General features: G+C 38.0%; 15 protein-coding genes and 1 pseudogene. All 16 read right to left on the bottom strand.

The features are described 5' to 3' along the window. Window positions 1–24: 24 nt before the first annotated feature. On the bottom strand, window positions 25–1,446 hold the full coding sequence (locus ACQKOG_RS03470) for an aldehyde dehydrogenase family protein (protein WP_370080417.1): 1,422 nt from the start codon (window positions 1,444–1,446) through the stop codon (window positions 25–27). Between the two features lie 101 nt (window positions 1,447–1,547). Continuing rightward, window positions 1,548–2,543 carry a LacI family DNA-binding transcriptional regulator gene (locus ACQKOG_RS03465; RefSeq protein ID WP_370080419.1) on the bottom strand — a complete coding sequence of 332 codons (996 nt, stop codon included), beginning with the start codon at window positions 2,541–2,543 and terminating at the stop codon, window positions 1,548–1,550. Between the two features lie 90 nt (window positions 2,544–2,633). Next, window positions 2,634–3,866, bottom strand: a complete 1,233-nt coding sequence (locus ACQKOG_RS03460; RefSeq protein ID WP_370080421.1) for an RtcB family protein — start codon at window positions 3,864–3,866, stop codon at window positions 2,634–2,636. 144 nt (window positions 3,867–4,010) lie between these two features. Next, window positions 4,011–5,861 (bottom strand): dynamin family protein, encoded by a 1,851-nt coding sequence (locus tag ACQKOG_RS03455; RefSeq protein ID WP_370080422.1) that lies wholly within the window; start codon window positions 5,859–5,861, stop codon window positions 4,011–4,013. Window positions 5,862–6,094: 233 nt separating this feature from the next. Continuing rightward, on the bottom strand, window positions 6,095–6,976 hold the full coding sequence (rbsK, locus tag ACQKOG_RS03450) for a ribokinase (RefSeq protein ID WP_427445041.1): 882 nt from the start codon (window positions 6,974–6,976) through the stop codon (window positions 6,095–6,097). A 92-nt stretch (window positions 6,977–7,068) separates the two neighbouring features. Further along, the gene (locus ACQKOG_RS03445) at window positions 7,069–7,242 is read right to left on the bottom strand and encodes a DUF2197 domain-containing protein (RefSeq protein WP_370080424.1); all 174 of its coding nucleotides are present in this window, start codon (window positions 7,240–7,242) and stop codon (window positions 7,069–7,071) included. Next, window positions 7,239–8,264, bottom strand: a pseudogene (locus ACQKOG_RS03440) (MFS transporter); the annotation flags it as partial. The pseudogene ACQKOG_RS03440 and the gene ACQKOG_RS03445, both read right to left, overlap by 4 nt. 12 nt (window positions 8,265–8,276) lie before the next feature. Further along, a complete protein-coding gene (locus ACQKOG_RS03435) occupies window positions 8,277–8,450 on the bottom strand; it encodes a hypothetical protein (protein WP_427445038.1) in 174 nt (57 codons plus the stop codon). A 446-nt stretch (window positions 8,451–8,896) separates the two neighbouring features. Beyond that, a complete protein-coding gene (leuD, locus tag ACQKOG_RS03430) occupies window positions 8,897–9,487 on the bottom strand; it encodes a 3-isopropylmalate dehydratase small subunit (protein WP_402871242.1) in 591 nt (196 codons plus the stop codon). Between the two features lie 30 nt (window positions 9,488–9,517). Further along, window positions 9,518–10,927 (bottom strand): 3-isopropylmalate dehydratase large subunit, encoded by a 1,410-nt coding sequence (gene leuC / locus ACQKOG_RS03425; protein ID WP_370080427.1) that lies wholly within the window; start codon window positions 10,925–10,927, stop codon window positions 9,518–9,520. A gap of 16 nt (window positions 10,928–10,943) precedes the next feature. Next, on the bottom strand, window positions 10,944–12,044 hold the full coding sequence (gene leuB / locus ACQKOG_RS03420; protein WP_370080429.1) for a 3-isopropylmalate dehydrogenase: 1,101 nt from the start codon (window positions 12,042–12,044) through the stop codon (window positions 10,944–10,946). Window positions 12,045–12,232: 188 nt separating this feature from the next. After that, the gene (locus ACQKOG_RS03415; protein ID WP_370080431.1) at window positions 12,233–13,771 is read right to left on the bottom strand and encodes a 2-isopropylmalate synthase; all 1,539 of its coding nucleotides are present in this window, start codon (window positions 13,769–13,771) and stop codon (window positions 12,233–12,235) included. Beyond that, on the bottom strand, window positions 13,758–14,792 hold the full coding sequence (ilvC, locus tag ACQKOG_RS03410) for a ketol-acid reductoisomerase (protein ID WP_370080433.1): 1,035 nt from the start codon (window positions 14,790–14,792) through the stop codon (window positions 13,758–13,760). Before ilvC ends, ACQKOG_RS03415 begins: the two co-directional genes overlap by 14 nt. A 98-nt stretch (window positions 14,793–14,890) precedes the next feature. Then, window positions 14,891–15,406 carry an acetolactate synthase small subunit gene (ilvN, locus tag ACQKOG_RS03405; RefSeq protein WP_049664470.1) on the bottom strand — a complete coding sequence of 172 codons (516 nt, stop codon included), beginning with the start codon at window positions 15,404–15,406 and terminating at the stop codon, window positions 14,891–14,893. Continuing rightward, complete coding sequence (gene ilvB, locus ACQKOG_RS03400) at window positions 15,403–17,169, bottom strand: biosynthetic-type acetolactate synthase large subunit (protein WP_370080435.1); 1,767 nt, start codon at window positions 17,167–17,169, stop codon at window positions 15,403–15,405. The genes ilvN and ilvB overlap by 4 nt, the downstream gene beginning before the upstream one ends. A gap of 464 nt (window positions 17,170–17,633) precedes the next feature. Continuing rightward, complete coding sequence (ilvD, locus tag ACQKOG_RS03395; protein ID WP_370080437.1) at window positions 17,634–19,304, bottom strand: dihydroxy-acid dehydratase; 1,671 nt, start codon at window positions 19,302–19,304, stop codon at window positions 17,634–17,636. Between the last annotated feature and the right edge of the window lie 23 nt (window positions 19,305–19,327).

Here is a 19,327-nt window from a genome sequence, read left to right as displayed (position 1 = left end):
TACATAAAACATTCGCTGAAGAAGTTAATTGTTATTCCAAATCACTAGCTTCATTTCTGTCATTTCCTCAACTGCATATTTGATTCCTTCTCGACCGGTTCCGCTTTCTTTAATGCCGCCATATGGCATATGGTCAACACGGTATGTCGGAACGTCATTTATAATGACACCCCCTACTTGTAATTTCTTTGAAGCTTTAAAGGCCATCTCGATTGAAGGTGTAAATATTCCTGCCTGTAAGCCATAATTTGAATCATTGACAGCATCAATGGCTTCTTCTATTGAAGAAACAGTATTGACAATTACAACAGGTGCAAATATTTCCTCACAAGATACACGGCTATGAGAGGATACATTAAATAATACTGTTGGAAGTAAAATATTATTTTCAATACGACCACCCGTCAGTACTTCGGCACCTTCTGCTACCGCTTCTTCTATCCATGTGACAGCACGCTGTTGCTCAGTTTCTGAAATCATCATCGCTAAATCTGTTGTTACATCTAGTGGGTCCCCTATTGTTAGCTGTTCTATTTTTGCTTTTAGTTTTTCTAAAAATACATCTATTATATTTTCTTTTACATATATACGCTGTAGGGAGATGCACACTTGACCTTGATTTGAAAAAGCTCCCATAACAATTCGGTCCATGATTTTATCGAGTTGAATCCCTTCATCAACAATAACACCAGCATTCGAACCAAGTTCTAATGTAACTTTCTTTAATCCTGCGCGATTACGAAGAGAAATGCCTACAGCAGGACTTCCCGTAAATGTAATCATTTTTACTTTTGGATGTGCTAAAAATACATCCCCTACTAGTTTTCCTTGCCCAGTTACTAAGTTAAATGCACCTGCTGGTAAGTTTGTTTGTGCCAATAGTTTTGCTAGAAAATGAGCAGATAAAGCTGTTTGTGTTGCAGGTTTCAAAACAATCGTATTTCCAGCTGCTAATGCTGGTCCAACTTTATGGGCTACTAAATTTTGTGGAAAATTAAAAGGTGTAATGGCCGCAATAACGCCTAATGGTTCGCGGATTGTATAACCAAATCTACCCTCTCCACTTTTAGATGCATCCATCGGAATCATTTCACCAGATAGTCGCTTCGCTTCTTCTGCTGCAAATTTGTAAGTTTCAATCGTTCGATCAATCTCAGCATACGCATACTTCAACGGCTTTGCTGATTCTAATGAGATAATATTAGCTGCCTCATCTCTATTTACTGCAAATAGTTCAGATAATTGTTCTAAAATTTCTGCTCTTTGGAATGCCGTTAAAGCTGCCATTTCAGACTCTGCTAAATGAGCACTTTCAATTGCGCGCTGTACATCATCTTCAGTTGCCATCGCAAATTGAGCAATGACCTCTTTTGAGTAGGGGGATTGAACCTCCATAAATTCATCTGTCATTTGCCATTGTCCATTAATAAATAAGCTTTTTTTCAAGACCTGACTCACTCCTCTTTCGGAATGGTTACGTATTCATTTCTGAAAATAAAAAAATGAATACGTAACCATTTTAAGTTTTAAAAAATAAACTGAGGTCATCAGTTTATTTTTTTACATGTTGTATTTCTCGGGAAAAGCTTAACAGATTCTGTTTGTTGGATGCAAGTACTTTTTTTCTCCATTACCTCAAATAATTTTTCAATAGCAATAAATCCGAGGTTTTTTTCGGATGCTAAACCTACTGTTGTTAAAGCAATTGAATGGTGCTTACTGAGCTCAACATTATCAATGCCAATAACATTAAAATCTTTAGGAACATGAAAGCCCCTCTCTAAGCAAAGGTTTAAAATTTCAATAGCAATTGCATCTGTTGCGGCACAAATAGCAGTAGGTCTCGTAGGAAGCTTAAGTATTTCTTCAAATATTCGTTCAATATCGTCTTTTTTAGTATTTGTAAAAAATGCTGGCACTGTATTTATACCTATTCCGCTGTCCTTTAATGCATTTTTAAAGCCATTGTACCTTTCATAAAAAGTACTTATTTCATGTGGACCGCCAATCCAGCATATGTCATGATGACCTAAAGTTAAAATATGATTCGTCGCTATATAGCCAGCTTCCACATTATCAATTTCTACAAAATACCTGTTTTCTTGATGCTTGCGATTATACATGATAAAAGGTATGCCTCGTTTTTCAAGCTTAAAAAATAAGTCATCTTCATATAACATAGACGATAAAATTATCGCATCAGCCCTGGTTTCCAAAACAGAATTATAAATAGAATCTAAATTATCTTCCGTACCAAAATAAACATTTACTTTATAGCCCCGAGCATTAACATAATTAACGATTGCAGTTGTTGTATCGACAAAAAAAGGATTATGTAAAGGCCCTGATATCAAAGTAATAATGCCTGTTTTTTTCTGTACAAGCGATCTAGCAACATCATTTGGAATATAGTTTAATTCCTCAATAGCCTGCATTACTTTTTCGACAGTCTTCGGCTTTACGAGTTCAGGAGTATTTAACACTCTTGAAACCGTTGTTTGCGAGACACCCGCATACTTTGCCACATCTTTTGAAGATACCAAAAAACCACCCACTTCATCTTTGTAAGCCTATTTTATATCATTACAGATATATTGTTAATAGATAACCACGAATGCAAGCACTTTCTATTATTAGGAATTATTTTTATTTTTCCGCTCATAAGGCTTAGCTACTTCGCTAGCTTTAAAATTATAAACAGGTGTAATCACTTTTAATATATCTGCAGTTTCCTCGAGAACAGATGTAATTTCTGACATCGGCTTATATGCCATAGGGGCTTCATCTAATGTTTCTTCGTTTACAGATGTTGTCCAAATACCTTGCATCATCTCTTTAAAATCTTCCATGTTTAGTGCTTCTTTTGCTGCACGGCGAGAATACATTCGCCCTGCCCCATGTGGTGCTGAGTAATTCCAATCTGCATTCCCTTTCCCGATACAAATGAGTGAGCCATCTCGCATATTCATAGGAATAACGAGCTTCTCCCCTTTATTTGCTCGAACGGCTCCTTTTCTTAACGTCATTGTTTCTGTATCAATATAGTTATGGATCGTATCGAACGTTTCGTTAAAACGCCAGTTCATATGCTTGGAGATTGTTTCAGCAATTGTCCAACGATTCATCCGAGCATATTGCTGAGCAATTTTCATATCGTGAATATAATCATGGAAATACTCACCCTCTAAATAGGCTAAATCTTTTGGTACAATAGGGTTTTGCTCTTTACTAGCTTTAATCATTGCTTGAATTTCTTTTTCGCGCCCCTGATTTTTCAAATCGGCAATTTTTTCTTTTAAATCTTCTCGTTGTAATGTTTCATAGGCTCTTTTTTGATGCCAATTCGCTACCTTCGCTCCGACATAACGCGACCCAGTATGGATAAGTAAGTAATGTGTGCCTGCTTCGTCTTTTGCAAGCTCTATAAAATGATTGCCTCCCCCAAGTGTACCAAGCGATAGATTCGTATAGTCATCCTTTAAGCCACTCGCTACAAACTGTCTCCCCTCGAATTCAACAAAATGACGTGCAGAAGATACTTCCTGATGGATATTCTGTCCGCTTGGTATATGTGCTCGAATTGTAGCATCAAGTTTAGAAAAATCGATATCCGTCTCATTTAGCTCAGCTACAAATACACCGCAACCAACATCAATGCCTACAAGATTAGGCACTACACGATTTTGAAGCTGAATCGTTGTACCAATAACACAACCCTTCCCTGCGTGATAATCTGGCATAATCCGTACTTTTGTTCCTTCCATAAAGGCTTGATTTGCCAATTCTTTAATTTGATCGATAGCTGATTGTAAGGCTGTCTTTGAATAAATTTTCGCTTCAGTAAAACGTCCTTTAATTTGAATCATTTTAATCCCTCCTACTATCTATACGAAAATCGTCTTATTTAGTTTCAATTTTATATAATTAATCCCAATTTATAGAAAACTAGAAAATACATAAAAAATTGTTCTAAAATTATAAATAAATTTTAGAACATTTTCTTTTAACGTTTATTCTTCATATTGAATATCTAATTTTTTCGGTATTTCTGGTATATCGTTTGATTTTACATCTACTTCTGCTAAAGCTAACGTATGTAAAGGATATTTTTTCTGAACATCGAAAGGAATCGCAGTGCTCTCCATTTTATTGTTCATTTGACTACGTGCAAGTAGACCATTATTCGTCAGGTCAATGCTTATGATACTGTTAATCGTTTCTTTTAGCATTACAATATCTTTTTCTTTTAGCGGCATTTGTTCGTCCATTAAAAATGGTTGAATAGTTTCTTTAATATAGCCCTGCGCCTCTATTAAACAAGAAAATTCATTTAATTTATTTGCGTATAACTTTAATTGGCGTTTTTCTTTTGAACGTTGGTGATTTAGCTCTTGCACTTTCTGCTCAATACGTACCAAACGTTTTTTCGTTAACTCCATAAGATAACTTTGTATTGAATTAATGGACTGAAGCATCATTGCCTCCGCTTCTTGCACTTTTTCATATTGTGCAATACAAACAACTTGCTGCTCATTTAACTTGCTGACACGTTCTTTGAAAAATCCATTTTGTGTATGCTGACCAAAGATAGCCTTCATAAGACCTTTTCCGTGAATTTTTTTATGCTGGGCATCCAATCGATCATATTCACGTATATAATCGCTATGCATATTACGATATTCTCGTAACATTTGTTGATAAAAAACAGCCTTTTCTGTAAAGCTTTCCACTATTTCATCCTGTAAATAATCATTTTGTGAAATGGTTTGTAAAAGTTGGTATAATGTTTGAACATTTTTAAATACATTGGCAACCTGCTCATATTCTTGCTCATATTCAGTCACAATCGCTAAATCACGTTGATAACGTGAAAATTCGTATTGTGTATCGCCTGCATACTTTTCAATGTTCTCAACCGCAGATTGGAATGGATCTCTTTGTGGAATAACAGTTAATTCGAAGCGGAATCGTTCAAGCCATTGCAAGAAGCGAATTAAAATGCCATACGTTTTCTTATCACTATTTTCTGCAACTCGATGAATTTCTGAAATTAATTGCTCATACTGACTTTTTTCCCAAAGCTCATCACTATTAGTCTGTTTAGCTTCAATCGCTTCTCTTGCAGAGATAGCAACAAAATCACTTATTAAATGTCCAATTCGTTCTCTCTCAGCATTAATAAACGTCTGCGTATTTTCATTTGAATCGATAGCATTGATGACACAAAGGGGCTCAACACCTTTGTTTTTTAGCGTTTCCATCAATAAAATTTCAGGATAAATAGCCATCGAACCTGAGCGTAATACCCAAAAAATTTCGTCAACACGGTTCATTAATGCTTCTGGGAAGTAGGCCATTTCTCCTCCCCCAGCTTCCAATGAAACAGAATCAATAATTGTTACTGATTTTAATAAATCGTTTTTCAAATATACTTCTAAGTAATCTAAATGTTCTCGTAGTATTTGAGATGCAAAAGTATCGCTAGTTGTCAATAATTCTAGCTTGCTCATATCGAATATTGCTACAACGCCATCTAAAAAATACGCCTTTATTTCTTCATGCTCACCGTATCGCAAAAATGTATTTACCCCTGTTGGATGCTGATCACTAACAGGCAAAACTTGACGTCCTAAAAGTCCATTTACAAGTGTTGTTTTTCCAACACGCTCTTTCCCAACAATAAGAATCATCGTTTCGTTGTTAGCATCTTGAATGATACGATTTAAATGTTTAGCTGTATCTTTTACATATGTATTTTGTACAATAATGCCATGTAATTGTCGAAAATGATCAACAAGCTGTGGCAAAATATTATTCGCTGAGGCTGTATATTCGATCGGCACATTATCAATATTTGTCATCCTCAAAACCTCTTTTCGTATGTATCTAAAGTTATTATAAATGAAAATATTCACTTATTAATACATAGTACTAAGAAATAACGACAAAAAAGGACAATATACTTAAATATAAGTGTCACAAATAGGTAATTAATCTTACGCTATTGAACAGACTATCTCAGATATTATTACTCATTCAGACTAAAAGAAATAAAAATTATTATTATAAATTCGTAAGAGAGTTAGTTTCTTCTTCATTCTTCAATTCCAGCCATACGTGAGTACACCGCTCCAAGTGTTGGCATTCCACCTTGCGCACCGAATTCCTCCACCGATAATGAAGCTGCAATATTTGCAAAATACACAGCCTGATCCAATGATTGCCCTTCTACTAAAGCATAAGCGAGTGCACCGTTAAACGTATCACCTGCACCTGTTGTATCTACCGCTTTCGTCAAATAACCCGGAACATGAATAGGATATTCACCATCAAAATAGCGTGCGCCATCACTACCTTGCGTAATAATCATTTTATTAGGATACTTTTCTAATATTCGCTCAACATCATCTCCAAAAATTTCGGCACACTCCGTTTCATTTGGTGTGATATAGGTAATATCCTCCATCCATTGCACATCAAAATTAGCCGCTGGTGCAGGATTTAATAAAACAGGTACATTCGCTTCTTTACAAAGTTTTATCGCATAAGCAGTCGTTTCCACTGGGATTTCTAGCTGCATAATGACCATTTGACTTTTTTGAATGATTTCTTTCGCTGCCTCTATATGCGCAGGCATTAGTTCATAATTTGCCCCAGGCACTACTATAATACGGTTATCATTATTGTAGATTAAAATATTAGCAATCCCAGTAGGTGCCGAAACGCTTGTAATAGCTTCAGTTTGAACATGCTCCTGCTGTAAAACTGTGCGCAATGTTTCTCCAAAACTATCGGAGCCTACACAGCCGATCATTGTGACTTCACTTCCAAGACGTGCCGCAGCAATTGCCTGATTAGCCCCTTTTCCTCCTGGAATCGTTTGAAAATCTTTACCAAGAATCGTTTCACCCTGCTTTGGAAAACCCCCCATTTGTACAACTAAATCCATATTTATACTACCTATAACTGTAATCATCTTTTGACCTACCTTCCATCTTATTTTTCCATTTTAACTGAGAAAACAATAGAAGGACAGGTCATTTACATTTGAAAAATATGGGGTTATTTTCAATTAATTTTTCCCAATAAACCTTTCCTTGCCTCTAATTCAATTTTTCTATCACAATCTTCACAGGAAAACTTCCCGTCCATATTTTCTTTATATAGTTTATATTTCCTTGTACCTTCTACAACTTCAAATATTTTCTTACAAAAAATACAATGAACCTTATAGCTAATCATGATACTTCCTCCTTTAACCCGATGTAGTTTTTCGGGGAATATAGCACAAAATATAATGAGATTGACAATAAAATACTGATAATACCGAAAACAATTGCAGTCATTTGAAGCGTAAATAATTCTGCAAACAGACCTAATAGTAAAGTAAAGGAGATTTGTAAAATATTTTGAAAAATACTAGAAATACTACCGAATCTCCCCATCATTTCAGGTGGTACATTTTGCTGATAAAACGCTTCATAACCAGTATTACTAAATGCCATAAAAAAGCCTAAAAAAACGAAACTTACAAATGTCAAAATACTCGATGTCGAGGCATAAAAAGCTGTATAAAACAGCATTGTCAGGAACAAACCAAAAGCCATATATGACCGAGTGGACCATTTTTTGGCGAAGCTTGCAGCAACCATTCCACCTAAAATTGCTCCAGCTCCTGCACTACTCACAAAGGCTCCATATAAGCTATCGGATAAAGCCAAATCTTGTTTTATAAATGTTGTTTCCTGAGAATCAAGCGCAAAAGCAATCATTAATGTACTTTGAAACAGTAAATAAATCATTATAAATAATGAATTTTGTCGAATGAAAGCTATTACAGTTAGATAGTCATTTTTTAGTATTTGCCAAGTAATACGTTGCAGTGAAGTTTCCTTCACATCATCTACATCAGGTAATAAGTAAATGATCAAAGCACAAACAAAAAATGTAAAGCTGTTAAACCAAATCGTAAATGTTGTATTAAAAAGCATGATGAGGAGTCCTGCAAGAGCTGGACCTACTAAAAACGAGCCTGAATTGAACGTGCCAAGTATTGCGTTGAATCGTTGTCTATCTTCTGAAGGAACAAACTTTGTAATATAATATGTACTACTAGGCCCAAAGAAACTACTCGCTATATTCGCTAAAAATAACAGTGTATAGATGAGCCAAATTGATTCCATAAACGGCATACAAAAAACAATGAAACCTCGTATAATATCAGTTGCAATCATCAACTTGCGTTTATTCATACGATCAATAAAAGAGCCAGCTACCTAACTTGTTAAAACTCTTGCTATTGGTCCGACAATAAAGATTCCAGCCATCGCTGCCGGCGATTGTGTTAAATGCCATACAAATAAATTTAGCGCTACAAGGTAAATCCAGTCCCCTAATTTTGAAAAACCTAAGCCTCCAATTAATAAGCTGTATTTTCGAAGGATTTTCATTATATAGTTCCTCCCTTTATTACTTTTCACAAAAGTATTCTGGTAAATGTTTAAATAAACTGACTCATCACGAAAACGTGTAGATAATTTCCGTCCCAACTTATATGCACGAGATATGTTTTAACAAATGTCATCCCTAACTTATAGTGTTGGGACAATAATCTGGATAATGTTCCATTTATTCCCCGTAACTCTATTTTTATATTATCAAAATATTACTTCAATTTGTTGCGTTTTTTGAAAATAAACATTTAAATAACTAAAGTGGTTTTTAATTGGAACTATGTTATTTAGTAAGGAATAATCATTTACCAATATAGGAGTTAGGAGGTTTCCCTGTTACCTGAGCAATTTCCACTTCAATCAAAGCCCCCCCTTCTTTAAGCAACAAAAAAAACTGAAGACAACTTAATATGTCTTCAGTCAAAAGGTCAGCGCTCAATCTATTAAAATACAATACGCTGTGCTTCGTAAGCAGCAATATGTTCTTCGTATTTAAAGGTTAGAGCAATCTCATCCCAACCATTTAGCAATGTTTCTTTATAGTAAGGATCGATGCTAAATTTATAAACTGTACCATCTTCACCCGTTACTGTTTGTGCTTCTAAATTGACTTCCATCTTGTACGGATTTTCTAAGCTTTTTGCTAAAATTTCATCACACTCTGCTGCAGTTAGTTTGATTGGTAAAATCCCATTTTTGAAGCAGTTATTATGGAAAATATCTGCGAATGATGGTGCAATTACTACATTGAAGCCATAGTCTAAGATTGCCCACGGTGCATGTTCACGAGATGAACCACAGCCGAAGTTATCTTGAGCTACTAAAATTTTAGAGTCTTTAAATTCAGGTTTGTTTAATACAAAATCCTTCATTTCATTGCCCTCTGCATCAAAGCGCCAATGGTAAAATAAATACTGACCAAAACCTGTACGCTCAATACGCTTTAAAAACTCTTTTGAAATAATTTGGTCTGTATCGACATTTTTACGATCGAGTGGTGTTATCACACTGTTTACGATATTAATTGGTTCCATTTGCAATCATCCCTTCCGTGTAAATGGAAATTACACAGTTTCCTTTACGAATTCACGAACATCTACAAAGTGACCAGCAATTGCTGCAGCTGCTGCCATTGGTGGCGATACTAAGTGTGTACGAGAACCAGCTCCTTGGCGTCCTTCAAAGTTACGGTTTGAAGTTGATGCACAGCGTTCACCAGCTGGTACTACATCATCATTCATTGCCAGACACATTGAGCAACCTGTCTCACGCCATTCAAAGCCAGCAGCTGTAAAGATTTTATCTAATCCTTCTGCTTCTGCTTGTTTTTTCGTCGAATATGAGCCTGGCACAACGATTGCTGTTACATTTTCATGTACCTTACGCCCTTCGATGACATTTGCAGCTGCCCGTAAATCACTGATGCGTGAGTTTGTACAAGAACCGATAAATACGTGTTGAATATCGATTGAAGTTAATGGTTGACCTTCCTCTAAGCCCATGTAGGCAAGTGCTTTGCGAAGAGCAGCTTTATCTGACTCATCCTCATAATCGGCCTGTGTTGGAACATTACTTGAAACACCTGAACCCATTGACGGATTCGTTCCCCAAGTGATGATTGGCTCAATTTCTTCAGCTTGAATGATACGAACTGTATCATATGTTGCATCTTCTTCGGATGCTAAGCTTAACCAATAATCTGCTGCTTCCTCAAACTTTTCTCCTTGTGGTGCATGTTTACGACCACGGATATAGTCAACAGTCGTTTGGTCAGGCGAAATTAGCCCTGCCTTTGCACCCGCTTCGATTGACATATTACAAATTGTCATCCGTTCTTCCATAGCAAGCTTGTGGATAGCCTCTCCAGTGAATTCCACAATATGTCCTGTGCCGACACCGATACCGAATTTCGAAATAATCGCTAGAATAATATCTTTGGCAGCTACACCTACAGGAAGCTCACCCTCTACACGAATTTCCATTGTTTTCGGCTTATTTTGCCATAATGTCTGTGTTGACAATACATGTTCTACCTCAGATGTACCAATCCCGAAAGCAATCGCTCCGAACGCGCCATGTGTAGACGTATGGGAGTCACCACAGACAATCGTTTTACCAGGCTGCGTTAAACCTAGCTCTGGTCCAATTACGTGAACAATTCCTTGGTCAGGATGGCCCATTCCCGCAAGTTCAACGCCAAATTCTTCAGCATTTTTAGCTAACGTTTCGATTTGGTTACGCGCAATCGGATCATGAATCGTTGGTAGATTTTTTGTAGGCACGTTATGATCCATTGTCGCAAAGCTTAAATCCGTGCGACGCACTTGACGTCCGTTCATTCGTAGACCTTCAAAGGCTTGCGGAGAAGTTACTTCATGAATTAAATGGAGATCAATATATAACAGGTCCGGTTTGCCCTCTTCCTGATAAACCAAATGTTTATCCCAAATCTTTTCAATTATATTTTTGCCCATTATCTTCACCTATTTCTTAAATGTATGTTGTCATAATGCTTTCTGAAACAAAGCTTGTATCAATCTCGTTAATGACTTTATCTGTCCATTCATTCGTCGATAGTATACGACTACCATCACGCGCAAGATCTGCTGTGAAATAGCCATCATCAAATACTGCACTTACAGCACGTTCGATTTCTGCTGCTTCTTCTTTTAAGCCAAATGAATATTGTAACATCATGGCCACTGAAAGAATGGTTGCGGCTGGATTTGCAACGCCTTGACCGGCAATTTCTGGTGCTGAGCCATGTACTGGTTCATATAGACCAAAATTATCTCCGCGAATGGATGCAGATGGTAATACGCCTAAAGAGCCTGTAATAACAGATGCTTCATCACTTAAAATATCTCCAAACATATTTTCAGTAACTACCACATCATAATGACCAGGGTTAGTAATTAATTTCATCGCAACTGAGTCTACTAAATTGTGCTCCACCTGTACATCTGGATACTCTTTTTTCTTCGCTTCAACAACTTCTCGCCATAAACGACTTGTTTCAAGTACATTTGCTTTATCAACTGAGCATAATTTGCCTCCACGTAAACGTGCTAATTCAAAGGCATTTTCAACAATACGCTCAACTTCTGCAGTTGAGTAAACAGTTGTATCAATCGCGCCATTCTCAGTACGCATACGTGGTTCCCCGAAGTATACGCCGCCTGTTAATTCACGTACAATCATTAAATCGACGTTTTCGGCTACTTCACGCTTTAATGGTGAAGCATCTAGTAAACTCGGGAACGCCTTTACTGGACGTAGGTTTGCGAATAAGTCAAAGTGTTTGCGAATACGTAGTAATCCTTTTTCTGGACGTAATTCAGGTGGATTATTATCCCATTTCGGGCCGCCAACGGCACCAAGTATAACTGCGTCACTATTTTCACACATCTCAATTGTTTCATCTGGTAGTGGATTATTGTGTTGGTCGATGGCAGCGCCTCCGATTGTTGCATAACCTAAATGGAATGTATGGTTGAATCGCTTACCAATCACCTGTAATACACGTACAGCAGAAGCAACAACCTCTGGCCCAATTCCGTCACCAGGAAGTACTGTAATTTTTTTCTCCATCGTCAAAACACCTTTCTTTGTATAGCGTTGAACTACGCTATTTTAGTAAGACTCTCACCTATATTAATAGGTGAGGTCATCAATATTACGACTACACGAAATTGGCACATTGCCTTTGGGATATGAATGATGCTGACTCAATTCACTACCGTTAAATCTACTAAATTCATAAAAAGCTGGGTGATCGATTAACTTACAGGCTGTGTACGAAGGCTTGCTTGTATTAAATGACGGTTAATCGCATTTAAATAAGCTTTTGCCGATGCTTCTAAAACATCCTGTGATGAGTTTCGTCCGGTTGTTGAAATGCCATCATATCGAATATTAATCACAGCTTCTCCTAATGCATCTCGTCCCTTACCAACAGACTTAACTCGATAATCAACCACATGAATATCTCCTTGAACAAGTTGCTCAAGCGTATTGAAAATAGCTTCAACTGAGCCAGAACCTGTTGCCACAACTGTCTTTTCCAAACCTTCTGGTGTTAAAACAATCGCTGTTGCTGTTGGTATATTTTCTGTACCATATTGTACCTGTACCATCTTTAATTCGTAGAGTGGAACATCTTCTATTTGAACTTGTTGCTCAGTAAGAAGCGTTAGTAAATCTTCTTCTGTAATTTCTTTTTTACGATCAGCAAGCTTTTTAAATTCAGTAAATGCTTTATTTAGTTTTTCATCCGAAAGATTGAATCCCATTGTTTCCGCTCTGTCACGGAATGCTGCGCGGCCTGAGTGTTTACCTAGAACGAGTGGTACCTCCCCTTCACCAATAAGGGCAGGTGTAATAATCTCGTACGTTTCAGGATTTTTTAACACACCATCTTGGTGAATACCAGATTCGTGTGCAAATGCGTTTTTACCAACAATCGCTTTATTCGGCTGAATAACCACATTCGTAAGTTTACTGACTAATTGAGATGTACGCTTAATTTCTTGTAAATGAATACCTGTTGCTACAGGGTAGATATCTTTACGGATATGAAGGGCAACTGCGATTTCTTCAAGCGCTACATTTCCAGCACGCTCTCCGATACCGTTAATCGTACCCTCAACTTGTGAGGCACCATTTTCAATGGCTGCAATCGTGTTAGCGGTTGCCATACCTAAATCATCATGGCAATGCGCAGAGAATTTTACCTTATCAGCACCTTTTACGTTTTCAAGTAGGAATTTAAATAATGCACCATATTCTTGTGGTGATGCATATCCTACTGTGTCAGGTACATTAATGGTAGTTGCACCTGCCGCAACAACATCATTCATAATACGTACTAAAAAATCACGATCTGAGCGAAATGCATCTTCTGCAGACCATTGTACAAGCGGAAAGAATTTTTTCGCATATTTTACGGCTTCAACCGCTTGTTCTACCACTTGATCAGGTGATTTTTTTAGTTTGTATTCCATATGAATGGGAGATGTTGCTAGGAAAATATGAATGTGTGGTTGTTCGGCCACTTTAATGGCTTCCCAAGTTGTGTCGATATCTTTTTGTATACAGCGAGCTAAGCCTGTTACGATCGAGTTTTTCACTGTTCCTGCAATACGATTTACCGCCTCAAAGTCACCGGGTGACGAAGCAGGAAAACCTGCTTCAATAATTGTCACTCCTAGGCGCTCTAGTTGCTTGGCGATTTCAATCTTCTCTGCTGTGTTTAGATTAATACCAGCAGATTGTTCGCCGTCGCGAAGTGTTGTATCGAAAATATCAATTTTTCGCACTTGCAGCCACTTCTCTTACAACCTTTTCTTTACCTTCGTTGATGAATGGCATCATAGCACGTAATTTAGCACCAACTTCTTCGATTTGGTGGTTTGCACCAGCTTCTTTGAATTTTGTATATTCTGGACGACCGTTTTCATTTTCTTGAATCCAACGGCGAGCGAATGTACCATCTTGAATATCCGTTAATACATCTTTCATACGAGCTTTTACAGAGTCGTCGATAAGACGTGGTCCTGCCACATAGTCACCCCACTCTGCAGTATCCGATACTGAGTAACGCATTGTTGCCATACCACCTTCAAACATTAGGTCAACAATTAATTTTAGTTCATGAAGCGTTTCAAAGTATGCTAATTCTGGTTGGTAGCCAGCTTCTACTAATGTTTCGAAACCTGCTTTTACTAATTGTGTAGCACCACCGCAAAGTACTGCTTGCTCACCGAATAAATCAGTTTCAGTTTCTTCTTTGAATGTTGTTTCAAGTAAACCGCCACGAGCTGCACCGATTCCTTTACCGTATGCAAGAGCTAAATCTTTTGCTTGACCAGTTGCATCTTGATGAATTGCGAATAATCCTGGTACCCCAGCACCTTCTTGGAATTGACGACGAACTAAGTGTCCTGGACCTTTCGGCGCAACTAAGAATACGTCCACATCTGCTGGTGGTGTAATTTGACCGAAATGAATGTTAAAGCCATGTGCAAACATAAGTGCTTTACCAGCTTCAAGATGTGGAGCAATTTCAGCCTCATATACAGCTTTTTGGCGCTCATCTGGAAGTAAAATTTGGATAACATCTGCTTCTTGCGCTGCTTCAGCAACAGTTTTTACATCTATTCCATCCGCTTTTGCTGCATCGAATGATCCGCCTGGACGAACTCCTACTACTACATCGAATCCTGATTCTTTAAGGTTTAATGCATGTGCATGACCTTGTGAACCATAACCGATGATTGCGATTTTTTTCCCTTTTAATACTTCCTCGTTGATGTTTTGTTCATAGTACATAGTAGCCATTGTTTGTTTCCTCCTAATTTTGGGTTTGTTTTTTCAACCTCGGATGCAAGTAAGCCAACAAGGGCTACGCATCCTAAGCTGTGAATTTTATATGCAAACTATTTTAAAATAGAGAGCTGCGTATTTGAGATTTTTTGTGTTTCACGAACAGATGCAGTAGCCCCTGTACGCGTTAATTCTTTAATACCATAAGGTCGAATTAGTTCAATAAAGGCATCAATCTTATCTGGATCGCCTACTACTTGATATGTGACAACGTTTTTCGCTGTATCAATAATTTGTGGACGGAATGGTTCAACTATTGAATTCATTTCCAATCGTAAGTTTGGTGGTGAAATTACCTTCACAAGCGCTAACTCGCGTAGCACGATTGATTTATCTGTAATGTCATTGACCTTTAACACATCAATTTGCTTCGATAACTGCTTCACTAGCTGTTCAATTTTACGCTCATCCTCAACGTTTACAACAAAAGTCATTTTCGAAAAGTTTGGCTGTTCTGTATGACCAACTGTGATTGATTCAATATTAAATTGACGCTTCATAAGTAAGCCTGTTACGCGATTTAATACACCGCTTTGGTTAATCACTGTTACTGTAATTACTCGTTTCAATTCTTTTTCACCCCAATCATTTCATGTAGGCCTTTACCTGGTGCTACCATTGGGTAAACACATTGGCTCTGTTTAACACGACAATCAATTAACACTGGCTCATCAGAAAGTAGTGCCTCGCGGAAAATACTTTCCGCTTCATCGATTGTGTTAATTCGGTAGCCCTTAAGACCATATGCATCCGCTAATTTAACAAAATCTGGTTGGATCGGCATTAATGAAGATGAATAACGCTCCTCGTAGAATGTTTCTTGCCATTGGCGTACCATTCCTAGACAGCTATTATTTATAATCACTACTTTTACCGGTAAGTTGAATTCTTGTAGTATAGAAAGCTCTTGTGCAGTCATTTGGAATCCTGCATCACCTACAATGGAAACAACTTTTTTGTCTGGTTTCGCAAACTGGGCGCCAATTGCAGCTGGGAAGCCGAAGCCCATCGTACCAAGTCCACCAGACGTTACCCATCCGTGATCATTGTTTAAGCGATAATATTGTGCAGCCCACATTTGATGCTGACCAACATCTGTAGTGACAATCGCGTCACCTTCTGTAATTTTATGCACAAGCTCTAATGCTTCCTGCGGTAAAACTTCTTTGTCCGCTGACTCCTTGCTGTACCATAATGGATATTCTTTTGCATGATTATTTAAGAACGCTAGCCATTCTGTTGTATCAGGGCCATCGAAGTCCTTTTTCAATAATGCTTTTAATGCTTCTTTAGCATCTGCAACGATCGGAATATCTGTCGGCACGTTTTTTCCAATTTCCGCTGGATCGATATCGATGTGTATGATTGTTGCATTTGGAGCGAATGTTGCTAAATTACCAGTTAAACGGTCATCAAAGCGAGCTCCGATATTCAACAATAAATCTGATTTTGTAATAGCTGTGTTCGACGTTGCGGTTCCATGCATTCCTGCCATACCAAGGAATAATTCATGCTCTCCATGGATTGAACCAAGTCCTAGTAGAGTGTTTGCTACTGGAATTCGATATTTTTCAGCGAATGCTGTTAACTCTTCTTTTGCGTCTGCAAAGAGGACACCAGCTCCAGCTAAAATGACTGGATTTTTGGCCAATGAAATCGCTTGAATGGCCTTTTGAACTTGTAAATAATTCGGTTTATATGTTGGTTGATAACCCGGTAAATATATTTCATCAGGAGCCTGTGGTGGATTTTCCACATCAAATAACATTTGAGAAACGTTTTTCGGGAAATCTACTACAACAGGACCCTTCCGACCAGTGCTTGCAATATGGAAAGCCTCTTTAACAATACGCGGGATATCATTAACATCCTGTACCTGATAATTGTGCTTCGTAATTGGTGTCGTAATCCCCATAATATCCGCTTCTTGGAAAGCATCTGTCCCAATCACAGATGTTGAAACTTGACCTGTGAATACAACTAATGGGATGGAGTCAATCATCGCATCAGCAATACCAGTTACTAAGTTTGTTGCCCCCGGACCGCTTGTCGCAATAACAACACCTGTTTTATTGGAAACACGTGCATAACCTTCCGCTGCATGGATTGCACCTTGTTCATGTCTAGTTAAAATATGACGAATCGGATTTTTATACATCGCATCATAGATTGGTAGTACCGCTCCACCTGGGTAACCAAAAACAATTTCAACACCTTGTTCATGCAGTGCTTGCACTAATACATCAGCACCATCTTTCGCTTGATAGGTTTGTTCAACTTTTGCTACTGTTGCTAATTCTTCTTTCTCATTGATAGAAACATTCGTACTCATCAAATATGCCTCCTTCTTATCATTCAATTTCACATTAGTAATGCGCATCATTGAAGTATTACAAGCTGATCATCTCCTTGAAAAGAGATAACAGACTCTTTCTTACGCCGTAAAAAAATAAAAAGCCTTTTTCTCCACACGCAAAGAATTACCTTACGTAGGGATGAAAAAGACTTTCCATGGTACCACCCTTTTTTATAGCAAATAATTGCTACCTCGTGAATAAATATTAGCATTTATGAACCAATGCGAGATCATTCGCATCCAATACGGTGTCATAAATTATTTATTCATTAATAACGAGCACTTTCGATTATGCCCGGAGCTATCTAATGGCGAATACGCGTTTAATAGCTCACTCAGAGGGGATGTCGGATCTAGTTGTATTGCCGGCTTCCAGCACGACCGGCTCTCTGGTAAATACAAGGCTCTAGAACCTTTAACCTCATCAACGCTTTAACTTTTTAAATTTTCATAACGCCACCTGTAGAGGCGCTTGTTACTAATTTTGAATATCTTGCTAGCCAACCGCGCTTAATTTTCGGTTCAAATTCCGGTAGTTTTGCACGACGTTCAGCTAATAATTCATCTGAAACTTCTAAATTGATAGTACGGTTTGGTAGATCAATTGTGATCATGTCACCGTTCTCTACTAAAGCGATTGGACCGCCTTCTGCTGCCTCTGGTGAAATATGTCCGATTGAAATACCACGAGATGCGCCTGAGAAACGTCCATCTGTGATTAACGCAACCTTTGTGCCAAGACCACGACCTTGAATCGCGGACGTTGGTGCAAGCATTTCAGGCATCCCTGGGCCACCTTTTGGTCCTTCGTAGCGAATGACGACTACATGGCCCTCTTTAACTGTCCCGTTATCGATATTTTCCTGTGCCGCTTCTTGTGATTCGAAGACGATTGCTTCGCCTCTGAATACTTTAATAGAAGGGTCTACAGCTCCTACTTTAATAACAGAACCATCTGGCGCGATATTACCAAATAACACCGATAAACCACCAACTGGGCTATACGGATTGTCTTTCGTACGGATAACTTCAGCATTTGTAATATGATAATCTTTTACAAGCTCACCCATTGTTACTCCAGCAACTGTTGGTCGATCTGGGTGAATGGCACCTGGGATAGATGCTAATTCATTAATAATGGCACTAACGCCACCCGCTTTATTAATATCATCCATTGAAATATCTGAAGCAGGCATAATTTTAGCTAGATATGGCACACGCTCTGCGACTTTATTAATATCTTCAATGTTATAATCGATTTCAGCTTCATTGGCGATTGCTAATGTATGGAGGACTGTATTTGTCGAACCACCCATCGCCATATCAAGTGCAAATGCATCATCAATTGCTTCTTTAGTAATAATGTCACGAGGTTTGATGTCCTCTTTAATCATACTGACTAATTGTTTAGCAGCTTCTTTAATAAGCTTATGGCGCTCTTCAGAAGTAGCGACGATTGTTCCATTACCTGGTAAAGCTACTCCTAACATTTCCATTAAGCAGTTCATAGAGTTTGCAGTAAACATCCCGGAACATGAACCACATGTTGGGCATGCATTGTTTTCAATATCTAACAGCTCTTCAGCTGACATATTGCCTGATTTATGAGCTCCTACACCTTCAAAAACTGAAGTTAATGAAAGTTGCTTGCCTGTAGCAGAAGTACCAGCCTCCATTGGACCACCAGATACGAAAATTGACGGTACATTAGTACGAACTGCTGCCATTAACATTCCCGGTGTGATTTTGTCACAATTAGGAATATAAAATACTCCATCGAACCAGTGTGCATTAATAACTGTTTCAGCAGAATCTGCGATAATTTCACGACTCGGTAAAGAATAACGCATACCAATGTGCCCCATTGCAATGCCATCATCTACACCGATTGTATTAAATTCGAATGGAATACCACCCGCTTCAATAATGGCCTCTTTGACAACATCAGCAAATGTACGTAAATGAACGTGACCTGGTATAATGTCGATATAAGAATTACAAACCCCAATAAATGGCTTGCCTAAATCTTTCGCTTTTACTTTGCCTGTTGCATATAAAAGACTTCGATGCGGCGCACGATCTACGCCTACTTTAATCATGTCACTTCTCATTTTAAACGCCCCTCTTTATTGCT

This window comes from Lysinibacillus sp. NPDC093216 (assembly GCF_050280325.1).
Classification (GTDB): domain Bacteria; phylum Bacillota; class Bacilli; order Bacillales_A; family Planococcaceae; genus Lysinibacillus.
This window is presented reverse-complemented; position numbering and strand designations above follow the sequence as displayed.

Coding starts and splice junctions, on each gene's coding strand:
- ACQKOG_RS03460 (WP_370080421.1), bottom strand. CDS start 3,866: ATGATTCAAATTAAAGGACGTTTTACTGAAGCGAAAATTTATTCAAAG.
- ACQKOG_RS03455 (WP_370080422.1), bottom strand. CDS start 5,861: ATGACAAATATTGATAATGTGCCGATCGAATATACAGCCTCAGCGAAT.
- rbsK (WP_427445041.1), bottom strand. CDS start 6,976: ATGATTACAGTTATAGGTAGTATAAATATGGATTTAGTTGTACAAATG.
- ACQKOG_RS03445 (WP_370080424.1), bottom strand. CDS start 7,242: ATGATTAGCTATAAGGTTCATTGTATTTTTTGTAAGAAAATATTTGAA.
- ACQKOG_RS03435 (WP_427445038.1), bottom strand. CDS start 8,450: ATGAAAATCCTTCGAAAATACAGCTTATTAATTGGAGGCTTAGGTTTT.
- leuD (WP_402871242.1), bottom strand. CDS start 9,487: ATGGAACCAATTAATATCGTAAACAGTGTGATAACACCACTCGATCGT.
- leuC (WP_370080427.1), bottom strand. CDS start 10,927: ATGGGCAAAAATATAATTGAAAAGATTTGGGATAAACATTTGGTTTAT.
- leuB (WP_370080429.1), bottom strand. CDS start 12,044: ATGGAGAAAAAAATTACAGTACTTCCTGGTGACGGAATTGGGCCAGAG.
- ilvC (WP_370080433.1), bottom strand. CDS start 14,792: ATGGCTACTATGTACTATGAACAAAACATCAACGAGGAAGTATTAAAA.
- ilvB (WP_370080435.1), bottom strand. CDS start 17,169: ATGAGTACGAATGTTTCTATCAATGAGAAAGAAGAATTAGCAACAGTA.
- ilvD (WP_370080437.1), bottom strand. CDS start 19,304: ATGAGAAGTGACATGATTAAAGTAGGCGTAGATCGTGCGCCGCATCGA.